This window comes from Bradyrhizobium sp. I1.14.4, assembly GCF_050435825.1.
Classification (GTDB): domain Bacteria; phylum Pseudomonadota; class Alphaproteobacteria; order Rhizobiales; family Xanthobacteraceae; genus Bradyrhizobium.
In genome coordinates, this window is record NZ_JBNDLA010000007.1 from 167,399 (window position 1) to 189,945 (window position 22,547).

The window sequence follows — 22,547 nt, forward strand, 5'->3', positions numbered from 1 at the left end:
CGTCAGCTCTGGACTTCACCACGGCGAGACAGACCGCTCCCGCTACGAGACCTGAGCGCAAGCTTTTCCTCGATCTTCATTTTCTCGAGCAGCAGGTCAGTCACGATCCGGCGTAGCCGTTCATTTTCCAGCCGCAATTCGTCAATACGGTTGCGGACAGGGGGAGGTCCATCTCGATCATCGGTGTGAGCTGCGAATTCGGTAACAGTACCATTCGCGTGGTGGCCGCGCGCGGCCTCCTGCTTGCGCCAGCGGTGAAATGTCATCACGCTAACACCCAGCACCTTGCACGCTTGGGCTTGTGATTGCCCCCGCGCCATGAGTTCCTCGGCCTGTTTGACCTTGGAAGTGATCTCGTCAGTAGAATGACGCCTCATTGGTCATCTCATTGCCCCCTAGATTAGCAATCATCGCATGGCCTATAAGCTATGTAAATGCAATAGGAAATTCAAATTGAGGATTTCCCGGGGGTCTTTCGGGAGCCTCGAACTTGCCGTCGGCAACAACGCATTTTGCGAAGAAACGCCGAAGCCGCAAGGTGTTTGCTGAAATATATGTGCAATATTCCCCCTCAGAAGGGATCCGGCAGAAAAAGTTATACGACTTTCTGCGTATGAGAATTTGATCTGGATAACTGGCGCACCGTTTGCATTCACAAGTGAGAGTATCCAATCGGTCCTGCGACAGGTTGTGAGTCCACCATGCCTCTCCGTGATAGTCGCGCCGCCAGTCAAGCGAGAGTTTCACAAAATTCTAACAAATTAAACGCGCGACCTCAGCGTCCGGCGGCTTGCCGGCACGCACGCCCAGCAGTAGTTACTGAGGCGTTAGGTGTCATGAGGATTTCAAAATATTTGAGGATTATTTTCACGAAATCTAACATTCATAGCTCGATCCGCGAATTATCAATTAGGCACTTTCCTACACGAGGGCCATCCGGCGGAACCACGACCGCCCGACAATCCGCGAACTATCCTGTGCTGACGCTTGTCAGAGCCCATCTCTGATCAACATTTTTGCGAGGATCGACACTATGGCGCGTCTCAAGGTCTTCGAGGGCAAACGATCCGCGTCCAGCGAGGCGAACGATGCCCTGGAACGTCTCGTCGCAGAGAATTTCGAGCTCCGGCACACCGCCGTCGAGCTGGTCCTGCAGACTTGGATCCTGCGCGAGCGCCTGTCCGATGTCGGGGCACACAAGTCTGTGCCTCAAGAGCACTGACGGCCCTCGCCTCGCTCTCAAGCGCAACACTTGTCGTGGAAGCCGTCGGACGGCCTGCGGAGCAGCTTGTTCGGGCCCGAGGCAATTTGGGCCCGCAGCAACTCGAGCCCGCAGCAATCTGGGCCAATACGCTTCGCAATTTTAAATTGAGTTATCCACGACCGTCGACAAACCACCACTCTCGCCGAGCCGGCGCGGAAATGGTGGCAATTGCTCGGTGAGGAATTCGCCGACGAACGTCAGCGATGAACCCGGCGCAACGCGGCGCGCGGGCTGGTCTGCTCACGGGATACACCGTACGAACGAGACGCAATCGGGCGCTCGTGAATTTCACGCAGTTCAGCGATATCAAGCATCAGCGCAACGACCTCGTTGCGCAGCGATTGATTGGTCGCGAGCAACGCCTCTTCGATCGGCTGATGCAAGTCTTGAATCTTGTGCTGCTTCATGGCGCGCCCTCGCTCTGCGGTTAGGGGTATGAGCGATGTGATTGAAGTTTCGATGACAGAGTTGGATCGCACACATGGAAAGGGGTTAATGGGGCAGGTTTGCGACCAACGCGCCCCTGACGAAAATTTTCCAATTGGGTTCCACAACCTGATAGCGAAACGTTTAATCGATGGCTGTATTGTGTCGTCGCGATGGGATGGCAGCGGCAGCGATGCGACGCGCGGCGAAACAGCACGGCCGGCGCCGACCATCAGGCGCCACCAAGAGCATGAAATCATTCGATGATCGTTGATTGCAGCAATCGCGATTGAAACCGGAGGGCGCCTGCGCGCCATCACAATCTCGCCGCGTCAATGGCTCGCGCCTTGAAGCGGCGTTCCGCTTCAAACCAGATATTCCACCAAGGACGGCGTGCACACACTAAATCTGCTGCCCTCCGATCCATCGGATTCGCTCTGCGCATAACAGGTTGGACCGAACGGCATGGGAGGTTGCAACGGACACGGCCGTCGCACTGATCGCAAAATGTTTCGAACCGTTACGAACATCGCGGCATCGTCCGATTTATCCCCCGTTGATCTGATGCTGCGACGGAAGGTTCAACGCTCCACGTGCAGCCACGCGCAAGATTCGCCTCGATGAGGGCCGAACGCGACGATGCTATTCTAATTCCAAGATGAGCGGCGTTGATGCGCTTCGGCCAGGACCAGATTGAGCAAGCGCCTTCGTGCTTCGTGCACTAAATTGCGTCTGCGCATTGCACACGAACATCGCAACGAAGTCCAGTTCGCGCCGCCAACCGCCATAAGCATCTCTAATTCGCAGCGCGCGTCGCGGCCACGCGCTATTTTGATCTGGGAGCGGTGCCGTCGTCCATCTTGCCACCATTGGCGACGCACTTGTTGAAATAGTCCCGCTGATCCTTTGCGCCGCCCCGCGGGCTGCCGGAAGCCGGATTGCCGGGCTGTCGCGGTGGAAATGCCTTCGCGACCAATGCATCGCAGGCGCGCGCGACCTGGGCGTCGATTGCGTGCGCCGGAAGCATTGCACCGGAGACGATGATCACGGCTGAAGCAACCGCAAAACCAGTGATAACTCTCATTGCCGCACTCCGTTCCGTGGCGAACCAGGTTTTTCTCGAGCCTGGATTCGCGAGGAGCGCACTAGAGCATGATCCGGAAAAGTGCGAAGCGATTTTCCCCTCGCGACGAACGCAAAGCGTTTGCGCGGAGGTCATGCTCAAGCAAGGAGCTGAAGCGCGATGGCGATTCTCGTCGCGCTTTAGGTGCGATCGACGTCGTGATAAGCCCGATACCAGGCGACAAATCTGGCAATGCCATCCTCGATCCGCGTCTGCGGCCGAAAGCCGATTTCGCGCTCCAGATCTGAGACATCGGCTGACGTCTCCAGGACATCCCCTGGTTGCATCGGTAACAACTGCTTTTCGGCCTGCCGGCCGAAGCCCTGCTCGAGCAGCGCCACCACGTGCATCAGTTCTTCCGGCCGGCTGTTGCCGATGTTGTAGACCCGCCAGGGCGCCCTGCTCGAACCCGGATCGGGATGCGCTCCCGACCAGTTGACGTCGCCCTCGGGCGCACGGCCGATCAACCGCACCATCGCCTCGACCACGTCATCGACATAGGTGAAGTCGCGCCGCATATTGCCGTTGTTGAACAGCTGGATCGGCGTCCGCTTGGTAATCGCGTCGGCGAACGCATAGAGCGCCATGTCCGGCCGATACCACGTCCCATACACGGTGAAAAACCGCAGCCCGGTCGTCGGTATGCGATAGAGGTGGCTATAGGAATGGGCGAGCAGTTCGTTGGCCTTCTTGGTCGCGGCGTACAGGCTGACCGGATGATCGACGTTGTCGTGGATCGAAAACGGCAGCTTGGTGTTGGCGCCGTAGACCGACGACGACGACGCAAACAGCAGGTGCCGGCATCCGGTATGCCGGCAGCCCTCCAGGATGTTGAGGAAGCCCTCCAGATTGGAATCCACATAAGCATGCGGGTTCTGCAGGGAATAGCGCACGCCGGCCTGCGCAGCGAGATGCACCACGACCTCGAAGCGATAACGCTCGAACAGCGCTTTCATCCCGGCGCGGTCGGCGAGGTCGAGTTCCAGGAAGGTGAAGCCGCGGTGCTGCTTGAGCAGATCGAGGCGCGCGTGCTTGAGCGCCGGATCATAGTAGCCGTTCAGATTGTCGATGCCGATGACCGGCTGCCCTGACCGCAGCAAATGCTCAGCCAGATGGAGGCCGATAAAGCCGGCGCAGCCCGTGACGAGTAGATTGCCTGCGATCATCACGTTTTGCCTGTGCCTTTCGCCTTGCGCCGGACCAGGCCGAATAGGCCGTCAAATGCCGCCGCAGCGGCCGTCTTCGCGTTCCGGCCGCAGGGCGTCAGTTGCTGGCGGCCGGAGATTTGTAGTCCGGAAAGCGGCTCAGGACCGCGGCCTTCATGAACTTGAAGTGCGCGATCTCGGTCGCCAATTCCTTCAGCCGGCGCTGGCCGTTGGAGATTTCGGCGTCAAACAGGTCTTGATGATAGTTGTCAAGCGCCTCGCGTTCCAGATATTCGTCGGTGCCGTTGCCGAGGGTTACCGCGGCACGGGCGAGAACATCATCGACACGACGGCCAAGGCCGGATTGCTCGCTTTCGGCCGCCTGCAACGCGGCCTCGATTGCGGCCATGATCGATCCGATCCGGGCGCGATCGGTCTCGGCATCCCGCTCGGCCGAGCGTGCCTTGAAACCTTCCTCGCCACGCCGCGACCTGATCAGGTCATGCGCGCGAGCCCGCAAAAACAGCTGAAACATCTGTCAGTATCCGGTTCGGGCCCATTCAGGCAGGATAGGTCAAAATCGCCCGGTCTTAGTTAAAAAAGAGTGAATTGCCCTCGTACCGGTCCCTCAGATCGGCCTTCCACTTGATCCAGGCCTTGTCGTGCTTGTCGTAGAGTTCGAGCCACCGTCCCTCGCCGGCTGACGGCAGAAGGCCCGCATCCCGGTCTCCGCGCTCCGCCAGCGAGGAATCCAGGCCCTCGAACTCCGACGTCTCTTCCGGCGTGAGGCCGACCAGCACGCGCCGGCCACTGACATCGACGACATACCGCCTCGGCGAATGCCCCCTGAGATCATTCATGTTGTGAAAGTTCCCTTGCGATCCGCGGGGCCGGCGGCGAGATCAGGCTGGCGCCGGCACACGACCAGCCCGGCGGCAGCAACGGACGGAGACAAGGTGATCGATTGCATATTGTCCGCCAACCCCAACTCACCCTGCCGCCGCGTCAGCTGATCGGACCCGCCGACGTCCCGAGCTAGAACGCGCGGCGCATGTGGCCGAACGCGCTGACCGGCTGTTCTCGCCTCGACGATTTAGCGGCTGACGGCGCCACATACGGCGCATAGATCCGATATCGCGCGCGGCGCTTGTGCGATCGCCACGAGCGCGCGGCGAAACCGGAGAGGAAGCCTGCGACGAATGCCGCCGCGAGAATGAGAACAGGAGAAAGCATCACAGTCGTCCACGTGTTCGCCCCGATGTTATTAACATTCCGAAGTTATGACGACATCATGATTGCGCACGCCGAAAGATTGTTCAGCCGCTGGAATTTTTGTGCAATCGAACGGCGCAACAATGGTCAGGCGCCAACTAGAGTTGTTCTCGCGAGAGAAACCTCAGGAGAACCACCAGAGCATGAATTTCAGGAACAACGAGCTGAGAAGATAAATCCACCCCGCCATCGCCAGCACCGTCAGTCCGACGAAGACGCCTGATACGCTTTTCTCCTTGAGGCGCACCAACAACGAGTTTTTTTCTTCTTGCCGATACAACATCTCAAGCTCAAGACGGATCTGATTCAAATCAGCTAGCAGTCAATTTCGATGATCTCATGACGCGCCGCTGCTGCTGCAATTCGCCCGGAGCATCACAGACCATCATTGCAAAATCTTGTGAAGCCGCGAGCCGTCACTCAAGAAAAATTCCTGGCTCAAGAAAACCTTGGCTCGAGAAAATCTTGGCTCAAGAAAATTCTACTCGACATGATCCGGGATTTGACTTCGATCGCGGCGGCCGTTTGCGGGAATTTTCGTTTGCATGATATTCCGGCCGGCCTTGATATTCTGGCCGGTCTTGCAGATGAGTATCGTGTGTCAAGACGATCGCGCAGCTTGACTATGCCACGCGGCCCGCATGCCCGGCCGCGGCCAGAAGCAAGCGTGATCGACCGCACACATTTTCACAAGCGCGTCGCTCACAAGCGGATCGCTCACAAGCGGATCGCGGCCCGTTCTCCCCTGCATCTCGGTTTAACAATGAAGACCTCGCAGGCGGGAGAAATGATAGCGGCGCTACACGCGGAAGAAGGCGAACCAGACAATGCCGAGGATCAGGACAGCAAGCCCAGTCGAGGCCGTGAGCAGCGCGAGAACAGATGGTCCCGGTTCGGCCTGACGCGCCTCGGTAGGGATTTCGACGATCTGACCGTGCCGTTCCGTTGCCATGGCGACCTCTTTGCTTAAGTGCCTGTAATTCCGGCCATTGCCGCTCCCCTTCGAAAGGCCAACGCGTGATCCGGAGTGATGTTCCGAGCGGTTTGACGGCTGCCCGACGGCCGTCCGGGCACCGCGTCAAGCGGGCCCAGGGTTGGAGGCCACGGTTAACGCCGTTACGAGATTCACCGGGCCGGGTTGTTTCAAACTGGGGTTCCCAGTGTTATCCTTGACCGATCCGTCAGTTGCGTAATCGGAGTTTTCCCGGAGTTTTGCCTATGGCCCCCCGCGCCAACTGGAAGGGCTTTTTGCGCCTTTCGCTCGTGACCTGCCCGGTTGCCCTGTACCCGGCAACCTCGGATACCGAAAAGGTCTCCTTCAACCAGATCAACCGCAAGACCGGCCACCGGATCAAATACGCCAAGGTCGATGCGGAGACCGGCGAGGAAGTCTCCACCGAAGACATCGTGAAGGGCTACAAGGTCGACACCGATACCTACATCGAGGTCACCAAGGAAGAGCTCGACGACATCGCGCTGGATTCGACCCGCACCATCGAGATCGACGAATTCGTCCCGCGCAGCGAGATCGACAGCCGCTATCTGATCCGCCCCTACTACCTCGTTCCCGACGGCAAGGTCGGCCACGACGCCTTTGCAGTGATCCGCGAGACCATCCGCAGCCTGAACAAGGTCGCAATCGGCCGCGTGGTGCTGACCAACCGCGAGCACATCATCGCGCTCGAGCCGCTCGACAACGGACTGATGGGCACGCTGTTGCGCTACCCGTACGAGGTCCGCAGCGAGAAGGAGTATTTCGACGACATCCAGGATGTGAAGATCACCAAGGACATGCTCGATCTCGCAAGGCACATCGTCGAGCAGAAGTCCGCCGAGTTCGATCCGGAGGAATTCGAGGACCGCTACGAGCAGGCGCTGATCGACCTGATCAACCAGAAGCGCAACGGCATCAAGGTCGCCAAGCCCGCGGCGAAGACCAGCGGCAACGTCATCAACCTGATGGACGCGCTGAAGAAGAGCCTCGCCAACGAAAAACAGACCGCTCCCGCCAAGGCTGAAGCAAAGGCCGAGGCAAAGGCGGCAAAGGGCAAGAAACCGAAGAAGCGCATCGAGGGCCAGCGCGAAATGCTGCTGCCGATCTCGGGCAGCGGCAAGCGCGAGCCCAAGGAGGCCGCCAAGCCCGAGCCGAAGAAGGCCGAGAAGACTGCGCGCGCCCAGGGCACCGCGGCGCGCAAGAAGGCGGGCTGAGGACGAAGCGCGGCGATTGCCAGATGACCCCGATCCGCCGCGCCTGAGACGTCTTGGTCGAGATGCCCTGGTCGACACCGTTTGACGAACCGATCGCGCTGCATCGCGGCGGCGCGCTGGTGACGCTGCAGCAGGCCGCCGACTACATCATGAAGCTATCTGAAGACGCCCAGCGGGAGCCACGCTGGCAGATTGCGGTCGAGCATCTGATCAACGCGGCGGAACGCGGCGCCGGCTGGCTGATGTTCGCGCGCATCGCGATGCTGCGCGCGCTGAATGGAGACCGCGGAGGCGGCTGAACCGGAAAGTGTGAAGCGTGTCCGGCAGCGCTTACTTGAACGCCGCACCGACGGCACTGAATTGGCCGCTCACACTGGTGCCGATGCTCTTGACGCCGGCGACGATCACGATGCTGATGCCGCCGGCAATGATGGCGTATTCGATCGCCGTCGCCCCGACTTCGTCACGCAGAAATCTTGCCAGCAACGCGCGCATGAAAAGCTCCTGTCCGACGCCCGCGGCTTTTTCTCCCGCGCCGTAGTAATATGCCTGCCAAACTAGGCCACATTGGTTGACGGCCCATTGATGGACAGAATGAACGATCGCTTAAGGGTTGCAGAGAAACTCGCTGCTAGTTCTGCCTGTATCGTGCCGTCGCCCCGCGAGGCGGCTAGCCGCGATTGGGCGTAAACGCATATCAGGACTACTTGATCCGGCCCCGGCCGCGCTTTACCGGTCGGCGGAATCCTGTTCCTTTATCGGACAGGACGACAACGAGGCCGGAACGAACCGGCCGCATGCAAAGGGAGTGACCGTCATGAAGCTCGGCACCGCGATCGCGGAAATCATGAAGCGCGAGGGGATTGAGATCCTCACGGGCTATCCGGTCAACCATTTGATCGAATACGCCGCAAATGCCGACATCCGCCCCGTGATGGTGCGCCAGGAGCGCATCGGCGTGCACATGGCGGACGCGATCTCCCGTGTCACCTCGGGCGAAAAGATCGGCGCGTTCTGCATGCAGCACGGCCCGGGCGCCGAAAACGCAATGGGCGGCGTCGCGCAGTGCTACGGCGAATCCGTGCCGGTGCTGGTGCTGCCGATGGGCTATGCGCGCCGGCTGGCGAACATCGATCCGAACTTCAATTCCAGCCAGGCGATGAAGGCGTTCTCGAAATCCTCGGAGCCGATCAACATCGCCGCGGAAGTCTGCAACATCTTCCGCCGCGCCTTCACCAGGCTGAAGAACGGCCGTGGCGGGCCGGTGATCGTCGAAATCCCCGCCGACATGTGGAATGAGGAGGTGCCGGAGCCCCTGAACTACACGCCGGTGCTGCGCACCCGCTATGGCGCCGACCCCGTCCATGTGAAGGAAGCGGCCGCCCTCCTCGTCAACGCCAAGCGCGCGGTGATCTATGCCGGCCAGGGCGTGCACTACGCCAAGGCCTGGCCGCAGCTCAAGCGCCTCGCCGAGCGGCTCGCGATTCCCGTCACCACGAGTCTCGGCGGCAAGTCATCATTCCCGGAGACGCATCCGTTGTCGCTCGGCTCCGGCGGCCTGGCCGTGCCGCGCGCGGTGCCGAAATTCCTGGGCGAAGCCGACGTGACCTTCGGCATCGGCTGCTCCTTTACCGAGACGTCGTTCGGCATCGCGATGCCGAAGGGCAAGACCATCATCCATTCGACGCTCGATCCGAACCACATCAACAAGGATGTCGAGGCCAGGATCGGGCTCGTCGGCGACGCCGGCCTCGTGCTCGACGCGCTGCTGGAGGAGATCGGCAAGACCGTGACCTCGGACCGCAATGCGAGCGCGGTCGCGGAAGAGATCGCCGCTTCGCACAAGGAATGGCTCGCCAAGTGGATGCCGAAGCTGACGCACAACGATGCGCCGCTCAATCCCTACCGCGTGCTGTGGGATCTGCAGCACACCGTCGACATCCACAACACCATCATCACCCATGACGCCGGCAGCCCGCGCGACCAGCTGTCGCCGTTCTGGAAATCGGTCGAGCCGCTATCCTATATCGGCTGGGGCAAGACCACGCAGCTCGGCTACGGTCTGGGTCTCGCGATGGGCGCCAAACTGGCAAAACCGGACAAGCTCTGCATCAATGTCTGGGGCGATGCCGCGATCGGCTTTACGGGGATGGATTTCGAGACCGCGGTGCGCGAACGGATTCCGATCATGTCGATCCTCTTGAACAATTTCTCGATGGCGATCGAACTGAAGGTGATGCCGATCTCGACCGAGAAGTATCGCTCGACCGACATCTCCGGCGATTACGCCGCGATGGCCCGGGCCTTCGGCGGCTACGGCGAGCGGGTGACGAAGCCGGAAGACATCATCCCCGCGATCAAGCGCGGCATCCAGAAGACCAGAGAAGGCGTGCCGGTGCTGCTGGAATTCATCACCAGCAAGGAGACCGAGGTGTCGCGGCCGGGGACGTGAGGCATCACGCAGCAACTCGGACGCCACCCGCCCACTTGATTGACCCGACCCGCGCGGGCAAGCTCCTTCGCGAGAGGATCGGAGGGAGAGATGGCGCGCATCCTGGTGCTGGGGGCCGGCTTTGCCGGGCTATGGGCCGCGCTCGGCGCGGCCCGCAAGCGCGACGAGATCGGCGCGCGCGCGGCCGACACCGAGATTCTTGTCGTCGATCGCAACGCCTATCACAACATCCGGGTGCGCAATTACGAGGTCGATCTCGGCGAGGTCGCGCTGCCGCTCAACGATCTGCTCGATCCGGTCGGCGTCCGACATAGGGTGGCTGAGGTCGCGGCGATCGATCCGGCGAAGCGCGAAGTCGTGGTCAGGACGAGCGCAGGCGCGGACACGCTGACCTACGACCGGCTGGTGCTGACGACCGGCAGCGAGCTGGTCCGCCCTGCCATCCCCGGCTTGGCCGCGCACAGTTTCGACGTCGACACCTACCAGGCGGCGATGCGGCTCGACACGCATCTGGCGGCGCTCGGCAAGCAGCAGCCATCGCAGGCACGTTCAACGGTCGCGGTCGTCGGCGCCGGCTTCACCGGGATCGAGGTCGCGGCCGAGATGCCGGCCAAGCTCGCGCACGCCGGCATCACCGGCGATCACCGCATCATCCTGATCGATCCCAACGCGGCGGTCGGCGCAACGTTTGGCGCCCATGGCCGCCCGGTGATCAACGAGGCGCTGGCCGCGCTCGGCGTCGAGATGCGGCTTAGCGCCAGGGTCAACGCCGTCGGCGCCGTCGGCATCACGCTCGATACCGGCGAGATCATTCCGGCCGCGACCGTGGTGTGGTGCGCCGGCATGCACGCGAGCCCGCTCGCTGCGACGGTTGCGGTCAAGCGCGATGGGCTCGGCCGCCTCGCGGTGGACCACTGCATGCGCGTCGAGGGCCTCAATGGTGTATTCGCCGCCGGCGACGTCGCCGCCTGCCTGATCGACGGCGAGCATTCGACCGTGATGTCCTGCCAGTTCGCGCGGCCGATGGGCCGCTTTGCCGGTCATAATGTGGTTGCTGACTTGTTCGGCGAAGAACTGCTGCCGCTCACCATCGACTGGTATGTGACGGTGCTCGATCTCGGCGCCTGGGGCGCCCTCTACACCACCGGCTGGGACCGCGAGGTGCACACCACCGGCGCCGCCGCCAAGCTCACCAAGCAGACCATCAACCAGCAGCGCATCTATCCGCCGCGCAACGGCGATCGCGCCGCACTGCTTGCGGCCGCCGCGCCGACGATCCAGGCGGCACCGCCGACGCGAATGTAGTTCTGGAACTGACGTTTCCGCATCGTCATGGCCGGGCCTGTCCCGGCCATCCACGTCTTTATTCGCATGGATGCAAAAGACGTGGATGCCCGGGACAAGCCCGGGCATGACGAGTATGTAGCTCGCGCCGTTACTGCGACAGCTTCACAAAATCCGGAAACTTCAGCTTCCCTTCCGCGATCGCCTTCGGCCAGACCGTGATCTGCTTGCCGCCCTGCCACTGGAACACGAGGCCGGTGACGGCGCCCGGGCCGGACTTGATGCCGTGGGTGAACTCGTCGTTCTTGCCGTAGAACTGGATCTTGCCGATCGTGCCCTCGAAGTCGGTCGTCTCGAGCTCGGCGACCATCTTGTCCGGATCGGTCGAGCCGGCGCGCTGGATCGCCTCGGCGATGATGTAGACCTCGTCATAGGCGGTGTAGCCGGTATAGGCCGGCGGCGTGCCGAACTTGGCCTTGAAGGCCGCCGCGAACGGCTTGGTCTTCGGCGTGACCGCGACGTCGGGCGTCGCCACCGCGAGCGAGGGCACGCCTTCGGCCGCGCCGTTGGTGTCGCCCCAAAACGTCGGGCTCAGCGCCTGCGCGCTGATGCCGAACATCGGGATCGGCACCTGCTGGTTCTTCCACTGCACCGTGGGCTGGACGCCGACATGCGAGATGCCGGTGACGATCACGTCGGGCTTGGCGGCTTCCATCTTGTTGAAGATCGGCGTGAAGTCGGTGGTGTCGGGCGAGAAGCGGACGTGCTCGACGACTTTCAGGCCGGCCTTCGGCAGGCAGGCCTCGTAGCCGACATCGAGCGGCTTGGTCCAGGCCGCATCCTCGCTCATGATCGCGACCGACTTGAACTTGAGCTGGTCGACCAAGAGCTCCTTGGCCGCGTCGCAGACCAGCTGCGCCTGCGCGGCCGAGGTCAGGTAGCCGTGGAAGGTGTACTTGTTCTTTTCATAGTCGTTGTGAACAGCCTTGGTGATCTCGTTCGAGGCGGCGCCGGGCGTGATCAGCGGCATCTTCAGCCGCGAGGCCCACGGCTCGAGCGCCAGCACGACCTCGCTGATGTAGCTCGCGATCACGGCCGAAACCTTGTCCTCGCTGACCGCGCGCTGGAACGCGCGCACTGAATCGGCCGACGAGCTCTTGTTGTCGTAGGTGACGATCTCGATCTTGCGGCCCATCACGCCGCCCTTGGCGTTGATCTCGTCGGCCGCGATCTGCGCGCCGCCCGGCGTCGCCGCACCCGCGATCGACTGCACCTCGGCGATGATGCCGATCTTGATCGGATCCTTGGACTGCGCATAGGCCGGCGCCGCGAGGCAGAGCGCGAGCGCCGAAGCCAGCGGCAAAAGCGCCGCGCGTGCGGTGGTTGAATATCGTGACATCATGATCTCCCTTGCTTTGTTTTGTTGTTTAAATTTTCGAGCGTCAGAGAAAGTCCTTGCCGGCCTCCGCGGCGAACCGGCCCGGATCGCCCTCCCAGACGATCCGCGCGTGCTCCAGCACATAGACGCGGTCAGCATGCGGAAGCGCGAAGGTCACGTTCTGCTCGCCGAGCAGCACCGTGATCTTGGTGGTCTGGCGCAGCTTCTCCAGCGCCTTCGACAGCAGTTCGAGGATGACCGGCGCCAGGCCCAGCGTCGGCTCGTCGAGGATCAGGATCTGCGGCTGCATCATCAGCGCGCGGCCGATCGCCAGCATCTGCTGCTCGCCGCCGGACAGCGTCTGCGCCATCTGGCCCTGACGCTCCTTGAGGATCGGGAACAGTTCGAACAGCCAGGCGAGCTGCCTCGCCCTCGCCGCATCGTCGAGATGCTGGCCGCCGAGATCGAGGTTTTCCCGCACCGTCATCTCGCCGAACAATTCGCGCGATTCCGGGCACTGCACGAGGCCCTGGCGGGCGATCTTCGCCGGCCCGGTGCCGCGCAACTTCTCGCCACCGCGCAGGATCTCGCCGGTGTAGGGCAGGAAGCCCGAGATGGTGTTGAACAACGTGGTCTTGCCGGCGCCGTTGAGGCCGACGATGGAGACGAACTCGCCCTCATGGACGTGGATCGAGACGTTCTCCAGCGCCTGCGCCTTGCCGTAATGCACGCTGACATTCTCGACCTGCAGCAGCGGCACCTTGTCCTTGAAGGAGGTCTCGGGCCGCGCATGGATCTCGATCGCGCCGCCGAGATAGACCCGCCGCACGGTCTCGTTCTTCATCACGTCCTCGGCGCGGCCGGTCGTGATCTCCTCGCCGAGATACATCGCGAGCACGCGGTCGACCAGCGCCGCAACGCTCTTGACGTTGTGGTCGACCAGCATCACTGCGCGACCCTCGTCGCGGAAGCTGCGGATCAGTTGCGAGAACACGCCGACCTCGGCGCTGGTGAGGCCAGCGAAGGGCTCGTCGACCAGCACGACTTTCGGATCACGCGCGATCGCCTTGGCCAGTTCGAGCCGGCGCAGATCGGCGAACGGCAGCGTCGGCGGACGGCGGTCCATCACCGTGCCGAGCCCGACGCGCTCGGCGATCCACTTGGCGCGCTCGGTCAGCGCCTTGTCGGGAAACAGCATGAGCAGGCTGTCGGGCAGCAGCGCGACCATGATGTTCTCTAGCACGGTCTGCCGGTTCAGCGGCCGCGAGTGCTGGAACACCATGCCAAAGCCCTTGCGCGCGATCTTGTGCGCAGGCAGCCCGGCGACGTTCTCGCCCTCGAACAGCACCTCGCCCGCGGTCGGGCGCTCGATGCCCATCACGCTCTTCATCGCAGTCGACTTGCCCGAGCCGTTTGGACCGATCAGGCCGAGGATCTCGCCGGGGCGCAGCTCGAAGCTCAGATTCTTCACCGCGGTCAGGCCGCCGAACCGCTTGGTCAGGCCGCGAACCGCGAGCGTCGGAGTGGTGATCACAGTCTGATCCATTACGAGCGCGCCTCGCGTGACAGGGCCGCTCCGAGGAAACCGCCGGGGAAGAACAGCACGACGAGCAGCGCCACCGCCGAGACGATGAAGGTCGCAAGCTCGCCGGTCGGGCGCAGGAACTCGCCGGCCACGATCAGGAAGATCGCGCCGAGCGCCGCGCCCAGCACCGTGCGCCGGCCGCCGAGTACGGCGGACACGATCACGTTCACGCCGACCGCTACATCGACCACGGTGCCGACCGAGGCGGTGCCGAAGTAGAACACCAGCAGCGCCCCCGACAGTCCCGAGAAGAAGGCGCTGACGATGAAGGCCGCGAGCTTGTGCTTGACGATGTTGAAGCCGAGCGCGCCGGCCTGCACCGGGTCCTGCCCGCTTGCCTGCAGCACGAGTCCGACCGGCGATTGCGACAGGCCGTAGAGGATCGCGGCGCTCACGGTCATGAAGCCGAGCGCAATCCAGTAATTGGCGCCGGCATTGATGGTGATGACATCAGGGATGGTGAGCCCGATCTCGCCGCCGGTGAGATCGGCGAACACCACGATGAAGTTCTGCAGCATCAGCACCGCCACCAGCGTGGTCAGGCCGAAATACGGTCCCCTCACCCGCAGCGCCGGCAGCGCCAGTACGAAGCCCGCGACAACCGAGGCCAGCGCGCCGAGCAGAATGCAGAGATAGACCGACCAGCCGAACTGGTTGTTGAGGATACCGGCGGTGTAGGCGCCGGTGCCGATCAGGAAGGTCGGCCCGAAATTGACCTCGCCGGCAAAGCCGAACAGGAGGTCCCAGGCCATCGCGAACACGCCGAAATAGAACGCGACGGTGAGCAGCCCGAGGATGTAGCCCGAGACGTAGAGCGGCAGCGTCGCGGCAACCGCCACGCAGGCCAGCGAAATGAAGAACAGGCGCGACGTGAAGAAGTTGGCCATCTCAGCGCCTCCCCAAGAGGCCCTGGGGCCGGATATACATCACGAACACCAGCAGCAGCAGCGCCGGGATGGTGCGATAGGCCGGCGAGATCATGTAGGCGGTGATGGTCTCGAGATAGCCGACGACGAAGGCTGCGATCAGCGAGCCCGAGACGCTGCCGAGGCCGCCGAGCACCACAATCGAGAACGCGCTCGCGGTCAGCGGCCCGACGCTGTAGGAGCTGACGCCGAGGAACATGCCGAGCAGCACGCCGGCGATGCCGGCCAGGATGCCGTAGATGCCCCACACCACGATGTAGATCTGGGTGAGCTCGAGGCCGAGCAAGGTGACGCCGCGCGGGTTCATCGAGGCCGCCAGCACCGCCTTGCCGGTCCTGGTCCGGTTCACCAGCAGCCACAGCAGGCCGATCACGAGGCAGCACACCAGCGCGGTGAAGATATTGTTGCGCGGCGTGCGGTTGCCGAAGATGTCGACGACGCCTTCGACGATCGGCAGCACCGTCTTGGCGTTGTTGGTGAAGAAATAGGCGATCAGCTCCTGGATCATGATGCCCCACAGCAAGGTGCCGGTGAGGACGAAGATTTCCTTCTCCTCGTTGGGAATCCGCCTGGAATTCTGGATCGGCTTCACGACCGCGAAATAGGTCGCGAACGCCATGATCAGCGCCACGGCGACGCCGACCAGCGCGCCGGTGTAGATGTCGAGGTGCAGCACGCTGGCCGCGGCCCAGGCCGCGACCGCTGCCGCCACCATGATGGCACCGTGGGAGAGGTTGAGAACGCCGGAGACACCGAAGATCAGGGTGAAGCCGGTAGCGCCGAGTGCATAGAGCGCACTGATGGCAAAGCCATCGATCAGGATTTGTAAGGCAAGCATCTCATATCGGCCGCGGCAGCAGGACTGCCTGTTGTGGAGGACGCGGAACTGAATAACGATGCTCCCGGGGCCGGCCCGGGAGTATTGTCATCGGTTAGTTGGTGGTGAGCTTGATGAAGCTCGGGAACTTGAGGTCGCTCTTGGCGACCTCCTTCGGCCAGACCGCGACCTGCTTGCCGCCCTGCCACTGCAGCATCAGCCCGGTGATCAGGCCCTTGCCATACTTGATCGAATGGGTGAACGGATCGTCCTTGCCGTAGAACTGGACGCGTCCGATCGTGCCTTCCCAATCCGTCTTCTCCAGCGCATCGACCATCTTGTCGGCCTCGACCGAGCCGGCACGCTTCACCGCATCCGCAATGTAGTAGACCTCGTCATAGGCGGTGTAGCCCGCGTAGGATGGATAGTTGCCGTAGCGCTTCTTGAAGCCCTCCGCGAACGGCACTGACTTCGGCGTCACCGCGACGTTCGGGCCCGACACGCCCTGATACAGCACGCCTTCCGCCGCGTCGTTGGTGTCCTTGCCGAAGGTCTCGTTGGTCGCCTGCGAGGAAATGCCGAACATCGGGATCGGCACCTGCTGATTCTTCCACTGCACCGTCGGCTGCACGCCGACATGCGAGATGCCGGTGATGATCACGTCGGGCTTCGCGGCCTCGACCTTGTTGAAGATCGGCGTGAAGTCGGTGGTATCAGGCGAGAAGCGGATATGGTCGACGACCTTGAGCCCGATCTTCGGCAGGCATTCCTCGTAGCCGACATCGAGCGGCTTGGTCCAGGCCGCATCCTCGCTCATGATGACCGCGGTCTTCATGTGCTTCTGATCGACCAGCAGATTCTTGGCGGCGTCGCAGACCGACAGCGCCAGCGCCGCCGAAGTCAGGTAGCCGTGGAAGGTGTACTTGTTCTTCTCGTAGTCGGCGTGGACGCTCTTGCTGATCTCGTTGGAGGCGGCGCCGGGCGTGACGAACGGCGTCTTGAGGCGCGAAGCCCAGGGCTCGAGCGCCAGCACCACCTCGCTGATGTAGCTCGAGATGACGACGTTGACCTTGTCTTCGTTGACCGCGCGCTGGAATGCGCGCACCGAATCCGCCGAGGATGAGTGATTGTCGTAGCTGACGACCTCGATCTTGCGGCCGTCGATGCCGCCCTTCGCGTTGATTTCGTCGGCGGCCAGCTGCGCCGCCTGCGGGATCGACGCGCCGGCAATCGCCTGCGCTTCGGCGATCACGCCGATCTTGAGGGTGTCGGCAGCCAGCGCTCCGCTGGGAGCCGCAGCCAAAAGGCCCAACACGGCCGCTCCGGCAAGTTGCTGCATCGCATGAACAGGCAGTCGCGATGTTCTTGTCACCCTGTTTCTCTCCTTTTTTGACTTTTGTTCGGCCGCTTCGAGCTCTTGGGGCCGGACTATAGCCGCGACAAAATGCGCAGCAAGTGAAACTGCGCGCAGATCGCCATGCATGGACGGCAACTAAAGTAGTGGGTGGGACTCTGCGGCTGAACAAAGATGAGGCAGCGCGGGAATAAAAGCGCGGGGTGCCAATCACTGAGTTGCCCGACGGCGCAAGCGCCACAGTAAAAATATTTCGCTTTATCCGAAGTGCAGCTCGGTGCACAACTGTCATCGCCCGCGAAAGCGGGCGATCCAGTACGCCGCGGCCTCTCGGCTCACACACTGCTGTCTCTGGAATACTGGATCACCCGCTTTCGCGGGTGATGACATCGTGCTGCTTGACGTCCATCCGGGATGTCATCCCGGCATTCGCGGGAGCAAAAGTGCCCGCCCTACTCCGCCATCTCGGCCGGTGGCACGCCGGGACCAGCCAGCGGGCGCTCTTCCATCGTGATCATGCAGATGGAAGCGGTGGTCAGCAGCACGGCGGCGGCGCCGAACACGTAGCGGAACGCCGTGATCATGTCGGCCATCGGGATCGCGCTCACGGTGCTGGCAGCCGCGGCATGATGCTCGCCGGCGAGCGAGATGTCGGTCCCCAGCGTCATCAGCAGGATCGTGGTGAACGCGGCGACCGTGAAGGAGGCCATCATCGCGCGGAAGAAGTTCATCGCGCCGGTCACGGTGCCGACCTGCGGGCGCGCCACCGCGTTCTGCAGCGACACCACGCTGATTGGAAATGTGGTGCCGAGCCCGAGCGCGAACACGCTCATCAACAGCAGCAATCCCCACAATGGCAGCGTCGTCACGGCCATCCCGACGGCACAGATCGCAGCCACCGAGGTGCCGACGATGGCGACGCGCTTGTAGTGCCTGGCCTTCGCCATGGTCCGGCCGGCGATCGCCGCACCGAAGGTCGAGATCGCCGCGAGCGGGATCAGCGCGAGGCCGGCCTCGCTGGCGGTGAGGTGGTAGACCACCTCGTAATAGAGCGGCAGATGCACGGTGAGGCCGACCATGGCGCCGAGCGCACAGCCGCCCGCCCCCATCGCGAACGGCACCACCGAGCCGCCGAGCAGCGACAGCGGCAGAAACGGCTCGTCGGCCCGGCGCGCGTGCCAGACGAACGCGCCGGCGAGCGCGATCGAGGCGCCGATCATCGCCGTAATGGTCGGCGACAGCCAGGAGAGACGGGTTCCGCCCCAGGTCAGCACCAGCATCAGCACGACGGCCGAGGCCATCAGCAGGATGCCGCCGAGCCAGTCGACCTTGCGCTTGCGGTGGAACACCGGGATCTTCTTCATCTTCGGCAGCAGCAGCGCCAGCGCCGCCGCCGCGAGCGGCAGGTTGATCCAGAAGATCATCGACCAGTGCAGATGCTCGGCGAACACGCCGCCGACCACCGGCCCGAGAATGCCGCCGGCCATCCAGACGCTGGAGAAATAGGCCTGATAGCGGCCCCGCTCGCGCGGGCTGACCACGTCGGAGATCACGGTCTGGACCACGGGCATGATGCCGCCGCCGCCGAGCCCCTGCAGGCCTCGGGCAACGATCAGCATGGTCATGCTGGGCGCGATCGCGCACAGCACCGAGCCGACCACGAACAGGCTGAGCGAGGTGATGATCATGACGCGGCGGCCATAGATGTCGCTCAGCGTGCCGAACACCGGCGCGACCGCCGTGGAGGCGAGCAGATAGGCCGTGATCACCCAGGACAGATTGGTCACGTCGTGAAACTGGCGCCCGATCGTGGGCAGCGCGGTCGCGACGATGGTCTGGTCGAGCGCGGCCAGGAACATCGTCAGCATCAGGCTGATCACGATGGTGCGGACTTCATCCGGATTGAGCGGTGCCGGCGGCGCCAGCGGCGGCGCGTCGCTGAGTTCGATCACCTCGCTCGGGAGGTGAGACAGCTCTTCGGCAATGTCGTCGGGCAATGTCTCTTGGTCGGCAGGAATCCGGCTCTGCCGTTCATACTTGTTCATTTGAGGCGTAATGCTGCTGCTGAGGCGTAATGCTGTTGCGCGGGCTGATCCCGCGATGGAATCATTCTCTGCTTCGCAATTTATGCAGCAATTCGCTGCTGAGGCAGGCACCTCAGCGCATGGGTGCATCCCGCCGCGGCGTTCTCGCGGTGACGTGATCGCGGACGCCGCGACGACGTCACGCTTTGGTCGTTTTGCCGAGCACCTTCGGCCGCTTCTTCAACCGCGCCTGCTTCGGCAGCAGACCCGGCCATCGCACAATGTGATCCTCGAGATCGGCGTCGTTGACATCGAGTTCGGTGCCCTGCACCCGCCCGCGCACCGAGACCCCGGCTTCATGAACGGTGTTTGGATCGCCCGAGATCAGCGGATGCCACCAATAGAGGTCACGTCCCTCGGCCACGAGCCGGTAGCCGCAGCTCGGCGGCAGCCAGTTCAGGGTTCGAACGTTTTCGGGCGTCAGGCGGACGCAATCCGGAACCTGGTCGGAACGGTTCGGGTAGTCCTTGCAGGTGCAGAGGCCGGCATCGAGCAGCTTGCAAGAGATATGGGTGAAATAGATCTTGCCGGTGTCCTCGTCCTCGAGCTTCTCCAGGCAGCAACGCGCGCAGCCATCACACAGGCTTTCCCATTCGACATTGGACATTTCTTCCAACGTCTTGGTTTTCCAGAAGAATCCCTCCTGGTCCGACGGGCGCTTGGGCGGTGCGGTCATGATATCCCTGAAATGGTGGTGCAGCTCTTCTTGGGATGCCGGCGCGGGGTGCGCAAGGGGGTGCTATTGCGGGGTCGCAAAAGCCGGTGGGCAGCGTTAGGGCTTTCATTAAATTCACGAGCCGCGCCATTGGTTTATGGCAGCCGCTCGGATAGAACAACGAACGAGTCCCCAACGACGCAAAAGCGCCTTGGGATTGCCGCAACATCGAAGCAAGACGCTGGCCTGTGCCCAGTTTGGGCGCACGCAGCGCTGTCAAACTGATCAAGGGTCCCGGTGCCGTCGCATTGGAAACAGAAGGTCCGGAACTTTTTCCTGGACCTCGATGCGCGTATCGACTCGACGCTGTTCTCGTCGGGCAAGGGCCTGCGCGAACTCTACGAGCGCTATTCCACCTTCATGGACCGCTTCTACATCGGCCGCTGGAAGCGCTGGGTATTCATCGAGCCGCTGTCGGAAGCCGCGACCATCGGGCTCGGCGGCATGATCCTGATGCTGACGCTCGCGATCCCCGCCTTCCGCGAAACCGCCGACGAGGACTGGCTGAAGAAGTCCGACCTCGCGGTGACCTTCCTCGACCGTTACGGCAACCCGATTGGCAGCCGCGGCATCAAGCACAATGACTCGATCCCGCTGGAGGACTTTCCGGACAATCTGATCAAGGCGACGCTCGCGACCGAAGACCGCCGCTTCTATGACCATTTCGGCATCGACGTTCCGGGCCTGGCGCGTGCGCTCGTCACCAACGCGCAGGCCGGCGGCGTCCGCCAGGGCGGTTCGTCGATCACCCAGCAGCTCGCCAAGAACCTGTTCCTGAACAACGAGCGCACCATCGAGCGCAAGGTGAAGGAAGCGTTCCTTGCGATCTGGCTGGAGACGCGGCTTTCCAAGAACGAGATCCTGAAGCTCTATCTCGACCGCGCCTATATGGGCGGCGGCACCTTCGGCGTCGACGGCGCGGCGCACTTCTACTTCAACAAATCGGTGCGCGACGTGAATCTCGCGGAAGCCGCGATGCTCGCCGGCCTATTCAAGGCGCCGACCAAATACGCTCCGCACATCAACCTGCCCGCAGCGCGCGCCCGCGCCAACGTCGTGCTCGACAACCTCGTCGATGCCGGCTTCATGACCGAGGGCCAGGTGTTCGGCGCCCGCCGCAATCCAGCGGTAGCGGTCGACCGGCGCGACGAGAATTCGCCGAACTACTATCTCGACTACGCCTTCGACGAGATGCGCAAGCTGGTCGACACCTTCCCGAAATCCTACACCGAGCGCGTCTTCGTGGTCCGCACCGCGATCGACATGAACGTGCAGAAGGCGGCCGAGGACGCGATCGAGAACCAGCTCCGCCAGTTCGGACGCGATTATCACGCGACGCAGGCGGCGACCGTGGTGTCCGATCTCGATGGCGGCATCCGCGCCATGGTGGGCGGACGCGACTACGGCGCGAGCCAGTTCAACCGCGCCGTCGACGCCTATCGCCAGCCCGGCTCGTCGTTCAAGCCTTACGTCTACACCACAGCGCTATTGAACGGCTACACGCCGAACTCGAAGATTGTCGACGGCCCGGTCTGCATCGGCAACTGGTGCCCGCAGAACTATGGCCACTCCTATTCCGGCCAGGTGACGCTGACACAGGCGATCACCCGCTCGATCAACGTGGTGCCGGTCAAGCTTTCGATCGAGCTCGGCAAGAACATTGGTGGCCCGAAGGCCGGCCGCGCCAAGATCGTCGAGGTCGCGCGCCGCTTCGGCCTCAAGGCGCCGCTGCCCGATACGCCGTCGCTGCCGATCGGCTCCGACGAAGTCACGGTGATCGAGCACGCGGTGGCGTATGCGACCTTCCCGAACCGCGGCAAGGCGGTGACGCCGCATTCGGTGCTCGAGGTGCGCACCGGCGCCGGCGACCTGGTCTGGCGCTGGGACCGCGACGGCCCGAAGCCGCGGCAGGCCATCCCGCCGAACATCGCCGCCGACATGGCCGGCATGATGAGCCACGTGGTCAGCGAAGGCACTGCACGGCGCGCCGCGCTCGACGGCATCCCGACCGCCGGCAAGACCGGCACCACCAACGCCTATCGCGACGCCTGGTTCGTCGGCTACACCGGCAACTTCACCTGCGCGGTCTGGTACGGCAATGACGACTATTCGCCGACCAACCGCATGACCGGCGGCTCGCTGCCGGCGCAGACCTGGCACGACATCATGGTCGCCGCGCATCAGGGTGTTGAGGTGAAAGAACTCAACGGCGTCGGCATGGGCCAGAAGCTGCCGCCGCAGCCGGCGCAGGCCAATGCCCAGGCCAACGCAGCGCCGCGCATACTGGAGACCAAGCCGGGTCCGCCGCCGGTCTTGACCAAGCGCGGTGCGGATATCCTGGTGCGGGTCGAGAAGCTGCTCGACGAAGCGGCCAGGACCGCCAACAAGACCACGCTGAACGAGCGCTCGAAGAGCGGCAAGCCGGAATCCTCGAGCGCGCTGGCGTTCCCTGAAAATTACATTGCCGCCGCCGGGCCGGACGGCGCGACAACTCCTGCGCCACGCAAGAACTGA

The 22,547-nt window shown here is 63.0% G+C and carries 23 protein-coding genes; 8 read left to right on the plus strand and 15 right to left on the minus strand.

All coding sequences use genetic code 11. The features are described from left to right. Window positions 1-2: 2 nt before the first annotated feature. Entirely contained in the window at window positions 3-377 is a 375-nt protein-coding gene (locus ABIB78_RS16880) for a transposase (RefSeq protein WP_429026436.1), read from the minus strand. Between the two features lie 656 nt (window positions 378-1,033). Here ABIB78_RS16880 and ABIB78_RS16885 point away from each other — a divergent pair. Beyond that, window positions 1,034-1,222 carry a hypothetical protein gene (locus tag ABIB78_RS16885; RefSeq protein WP_429026438.1) on the plus strand — a complete coding sequence of 63 codons (189 nt, stop codon included), beginning with the start codon at window positions 1,034-1,036 and terminating at the stop codon, window positions 1,220-1,222. A 239-nt stretch (window positions 1,223-1,461) separates the two neighbouring features. Here ABIB78_RS16885 and ABIB78_RS16890 read toward each other — a convergent pair whose 3' ends face one another. After that, on the minus strand, window positions 1,462-1,671 hold the full coding sequence (locus tag ABIB78_RS16890; protein ID WP_429026441.1) for a hypothetical protein: 210 nt from the start codon (window positions 1,669-1,671) through the stop codon (window positions 1,462-1,464). A gap of 28 nt (window positions 1,672-1,699) precedes the next feature. Between ABIB78_RS16890 and ABIB78_RS16895 the strand changes: the two genes are divergently transcribed. Next, the gene (locus ABIB78_RS16895) at window positions 1,700-1,957 is read left to right on the plus strand and encodes a hypothetical protein (RefSeq protein WP_429026443.1); all 258 of its coding nucleotides are present in this window, start codon (window positions 1,700-1,702) and stop codon (window positions 1,955-1,957) included. A gap of 559 nt (window positions 1,958-2,516) precedes the next feature. Here the strand turns inward: ABIB78_RS16895 and ABIB78_RS16900 are convergent. The 5 genes from ABIB78_RS16900 to ABIB78_RS16920 all read right to left on the minus strand — a co-directional run bounded on the left by ABIB78_RS16900 (window position 2,517) and on the right by ABIB78_RS16920 (window position 5,513). Beyond that, window positions 2,517-2,774: a hypothetical protein gene (locus tag ABIB78_RS16900; RefSeq protein ID WP_429026445.1), complete on the minus strand. Its 258-nt coding sequence runs from the start codon at window positions 2,772-2,774 to the stop codon at window positions 2,517-2,519. 179 nt (window positions 2,775-2,953) lie between these two features. Next, on the minus strand, window positions 2,954-3,979 hold the full coding sequence (locus ABIB78_RS16905; protein ID WP_429026447.1) for an NAD-dependent epimerase: 1,026 nt from the start codon (window positions 3,977-3,979) through the stop codon (window positions 2,954-2,956). Window positions 3,980-4,076: 97 nt separating this feature from the next. Beyond that, entirely contained in the window at window positions 4,077-4,493 is a 417-nt protein-coding gene (locus tag ABIB78_RS16910; protein WP_429026449.1) for a hypothetical protein, read from the minus strand. Between the two features lie 55 nt (window positions 4,494-4,548). Next, window positions 4,549-4,818 carry a hypothetical protein gene (locus ABIB78_RS16915; RefSeq protein WP_429026451.1) on the minus strand — a complete coding sequence of 90 codons (270 nt, stop codon included), beginning with the start codon at window positions 4,816-4,818 and terminating at the stop codon, window positions 4,549-4,551. Window positions 4,819-5,354: 536 nt separating this feature from the next. Beyond that, entirely contained in the window at window positions 5,355-5,513 is a 159-nt protein-coding gene (locus ABIB78_RS16920) for a hypothetical protein (RefSeq protein ID WP_429026453.1), read from the minus strand. A 105-nt stretch (window positions 5,514-5,618) separates the two neighbouring features. Between ABIB78_RS16920 and ABIB78_RS16925 the strand changes: the two genes are divergently transcribed. The 3 genes from ABIB78_RS16925 to ABIB78_RS16935 all read left to right on the plus strand — a co-directional run bounded on the left by ABIB78_RS16925 (window position 5,619) and on the right by ABIB78_RS16935 (window position 7,737). Beyond that, window positions 5,619-6,200, plus strand: a complete 582-nt coding sequence (locus tag ABIB78_RS16925) for a hypothetical protein (RefSeq protein WP_429026804.1) — start codon at window positions 5,619-5,621, stop codon at window positions 6,198-6,200. A 248-nt stretch (window positions 6,201-6,448) separates the two neighbouring features. After that, window positions 6,449-7,438 carry a Ku protein gene (locus ABIB78_RS16930; RefSeq protein ID WP_429026455.1) on the plus strand — a complete coding sequence of 330 codons (990 nt, stop codon included), beginning with the start codon at window positions 6,449-6,451 and terminating at the stop codon, window positions 7,436-7,438. Window positions 7,439-7,500: 62 nt separating this feature from the next. Further along, window positions 7,501-7,737 (plus strand): hypothetical protein, encoded by a 237-nt coding sequence (locus ABIB78_RS16935; RefSeq protein ID WP_429026790.1) that lies wholly within the window; start codon window positions 7,501-7,503, stop codon window positions 7,735-7,737. A gap of 31 nt (window positions 7,738-7,768) precedes the next feature. On the opposite strand, the gene ABIB78_RS16940 is transcribed toward ABIB78_RS16935, so the two are convergent. Further along, window positions 7,769-7,933, minus strand: coding sequence for a Flp family type IVb pilin (locus tag ABIB78_RS16940; protein WP_429026457.1), 165 nt, complete (start codon window positions 7,931-7,933; stop codon window positions 7,769-7,771). A gap of 322 nt (window positions 7,934-8,255) precedes the next feature. Here ABIB78_RS16940 and ABIB78_RS16945 point away from each other — a divergent pair, with 322 nt between their 5' ends. Then, window positions 8,256-9,890: a thiamine pyrophosphate-requiring protein gene (locus tag ABIB78_RS16945; RefSeq protein ID WP_429026459.1), complete on the plus strand. Its 1,635-nt coding sequence runs from the start codon at window positions 8,256-8,258 to the stop codon at window positions 9,888-9,890. A gap of 90 nt (window positions 9,891-9,980) precedes the next feature. Next, window positions 9,981-11,195 (plus strand): NAD(P)/FAD-dependent oxidoreductase, encoded by a 1,215-nt coding sequence (locus ABIB78_RS16950; protein ID WP_429026461.1) that lies wholly within the window; start codon window positions 9,981-9,983, stop codon window positions 11,193-11,195. A 130-nt stretch (window positions 11,196-11,325) separates the two neighbouring features. Here ABIB78_RS16950 and ABIB78_RS16955 read toward each other — a convergent pair whose 3' ends face one another. From ABIB78_RS16955 to ABIB78_RS16985, 7 genes are all read right to left on the minus strand, one after another. Further along, on the minus strand, window positions 11,326-12,576 hold the full coding sequence (locus tag ABIB78_RS16955; protein ID WP_429026463.1) for an ABC transporter substrate-binding protein: 1,251 nt from the start codon (window positions 12,574-12,576) through the stop codon (window positions 11,326-11,328). Between the two features lie 40 nt (window positions 12,577-12,616). Next, window positions 12,617-14,098 carry an ATP-binding cassette domain-containing protein gene (locus ABIB78_RS16960; protein ID WP_429026465.1) on the minus strand — a complete coding sequence of 494 codons (1,482 nt, stop codon included), beginning with the start codon at window positions 14,096-14,098 and terminating at the stop codon, window positions 12,617-12,619. After that, a complete protein-coding gene (locus ABIB78_RS16965) occupies window positions 14,098-15,024 on the minus strand; it encodes a branched-chain amino acid ABC transporter permease (RefSeq protein WP_429026467.1) in 927 nt (308 codons plus the stop codon). The genes ABIB78_RS16960 and ABIB78_RS16965 overlap by 1 nt, the downstream gene beginning before the upstream one ends. 1 nt (window position 15,025) lies before the next feature. Then, a complete protein-coding gene (locus tag ABIB78_RS16970; RefSeq protein ID WP_429026470.1) occupies window positions 15,026-15,901 on the minus strand; it encodes a branched-chain amino acid ABC transporter permease in 876 nt (291 codons plus the stop codon). 94 nt (window positions 15,902-15,995) lie between these two features. Then, window positions 15,996-17,219: an ABC transporter substrate-binding protein gene (locus ABIB78_RS16975; RefSeq protein WP_429026791.1), complete on the minus strand. Its 1,224-nt coding sequence runs from the start codon at window positions 17,217-17,219 to the stop codon at window positions 15,996-15,998. A 467-nt stretch (window positions 17,220-17,686) separates the two neighbouring features. After that, entirely contained in the window at window positions 17,687-19,279 is a 1,593-nt protein-coding gene (locus tag ABIB78_RS16980) for an MDR family MFS transporter (protein WP_429026473.1), read from the minus strand. 178 nt (window positions 19,280-19,457) lie between these two features. Then, complete coding sequence (locus ABIB78_RS16985) at window positions 19,458-19,994, minus strand: YcgN family cysteine cluster protein (RefSeq protein ID WP_429026476.1); 537 nt, start codon at window positions 19,992-19,994, stop codon at window positions 19,458-19,460. A gap of 276 nt (window positions 19,995-20,270) precedes the next feature. Here ABIB78_RS16985 and ABIB78_RS16990 point away from each other — a divergent pair, with 276 nt between their 5' ends. Beyond that, window positions 20,271-22,547, plus strand: a complete 2,277-nt coding sequence (locus ABIB78_RS16990; RefSeq protein ID WP_429026479.1) for a transglycosylase domain-containing protein — start codon at window positions 20,271-20,273, stop codon at window positions 22,545-22,547.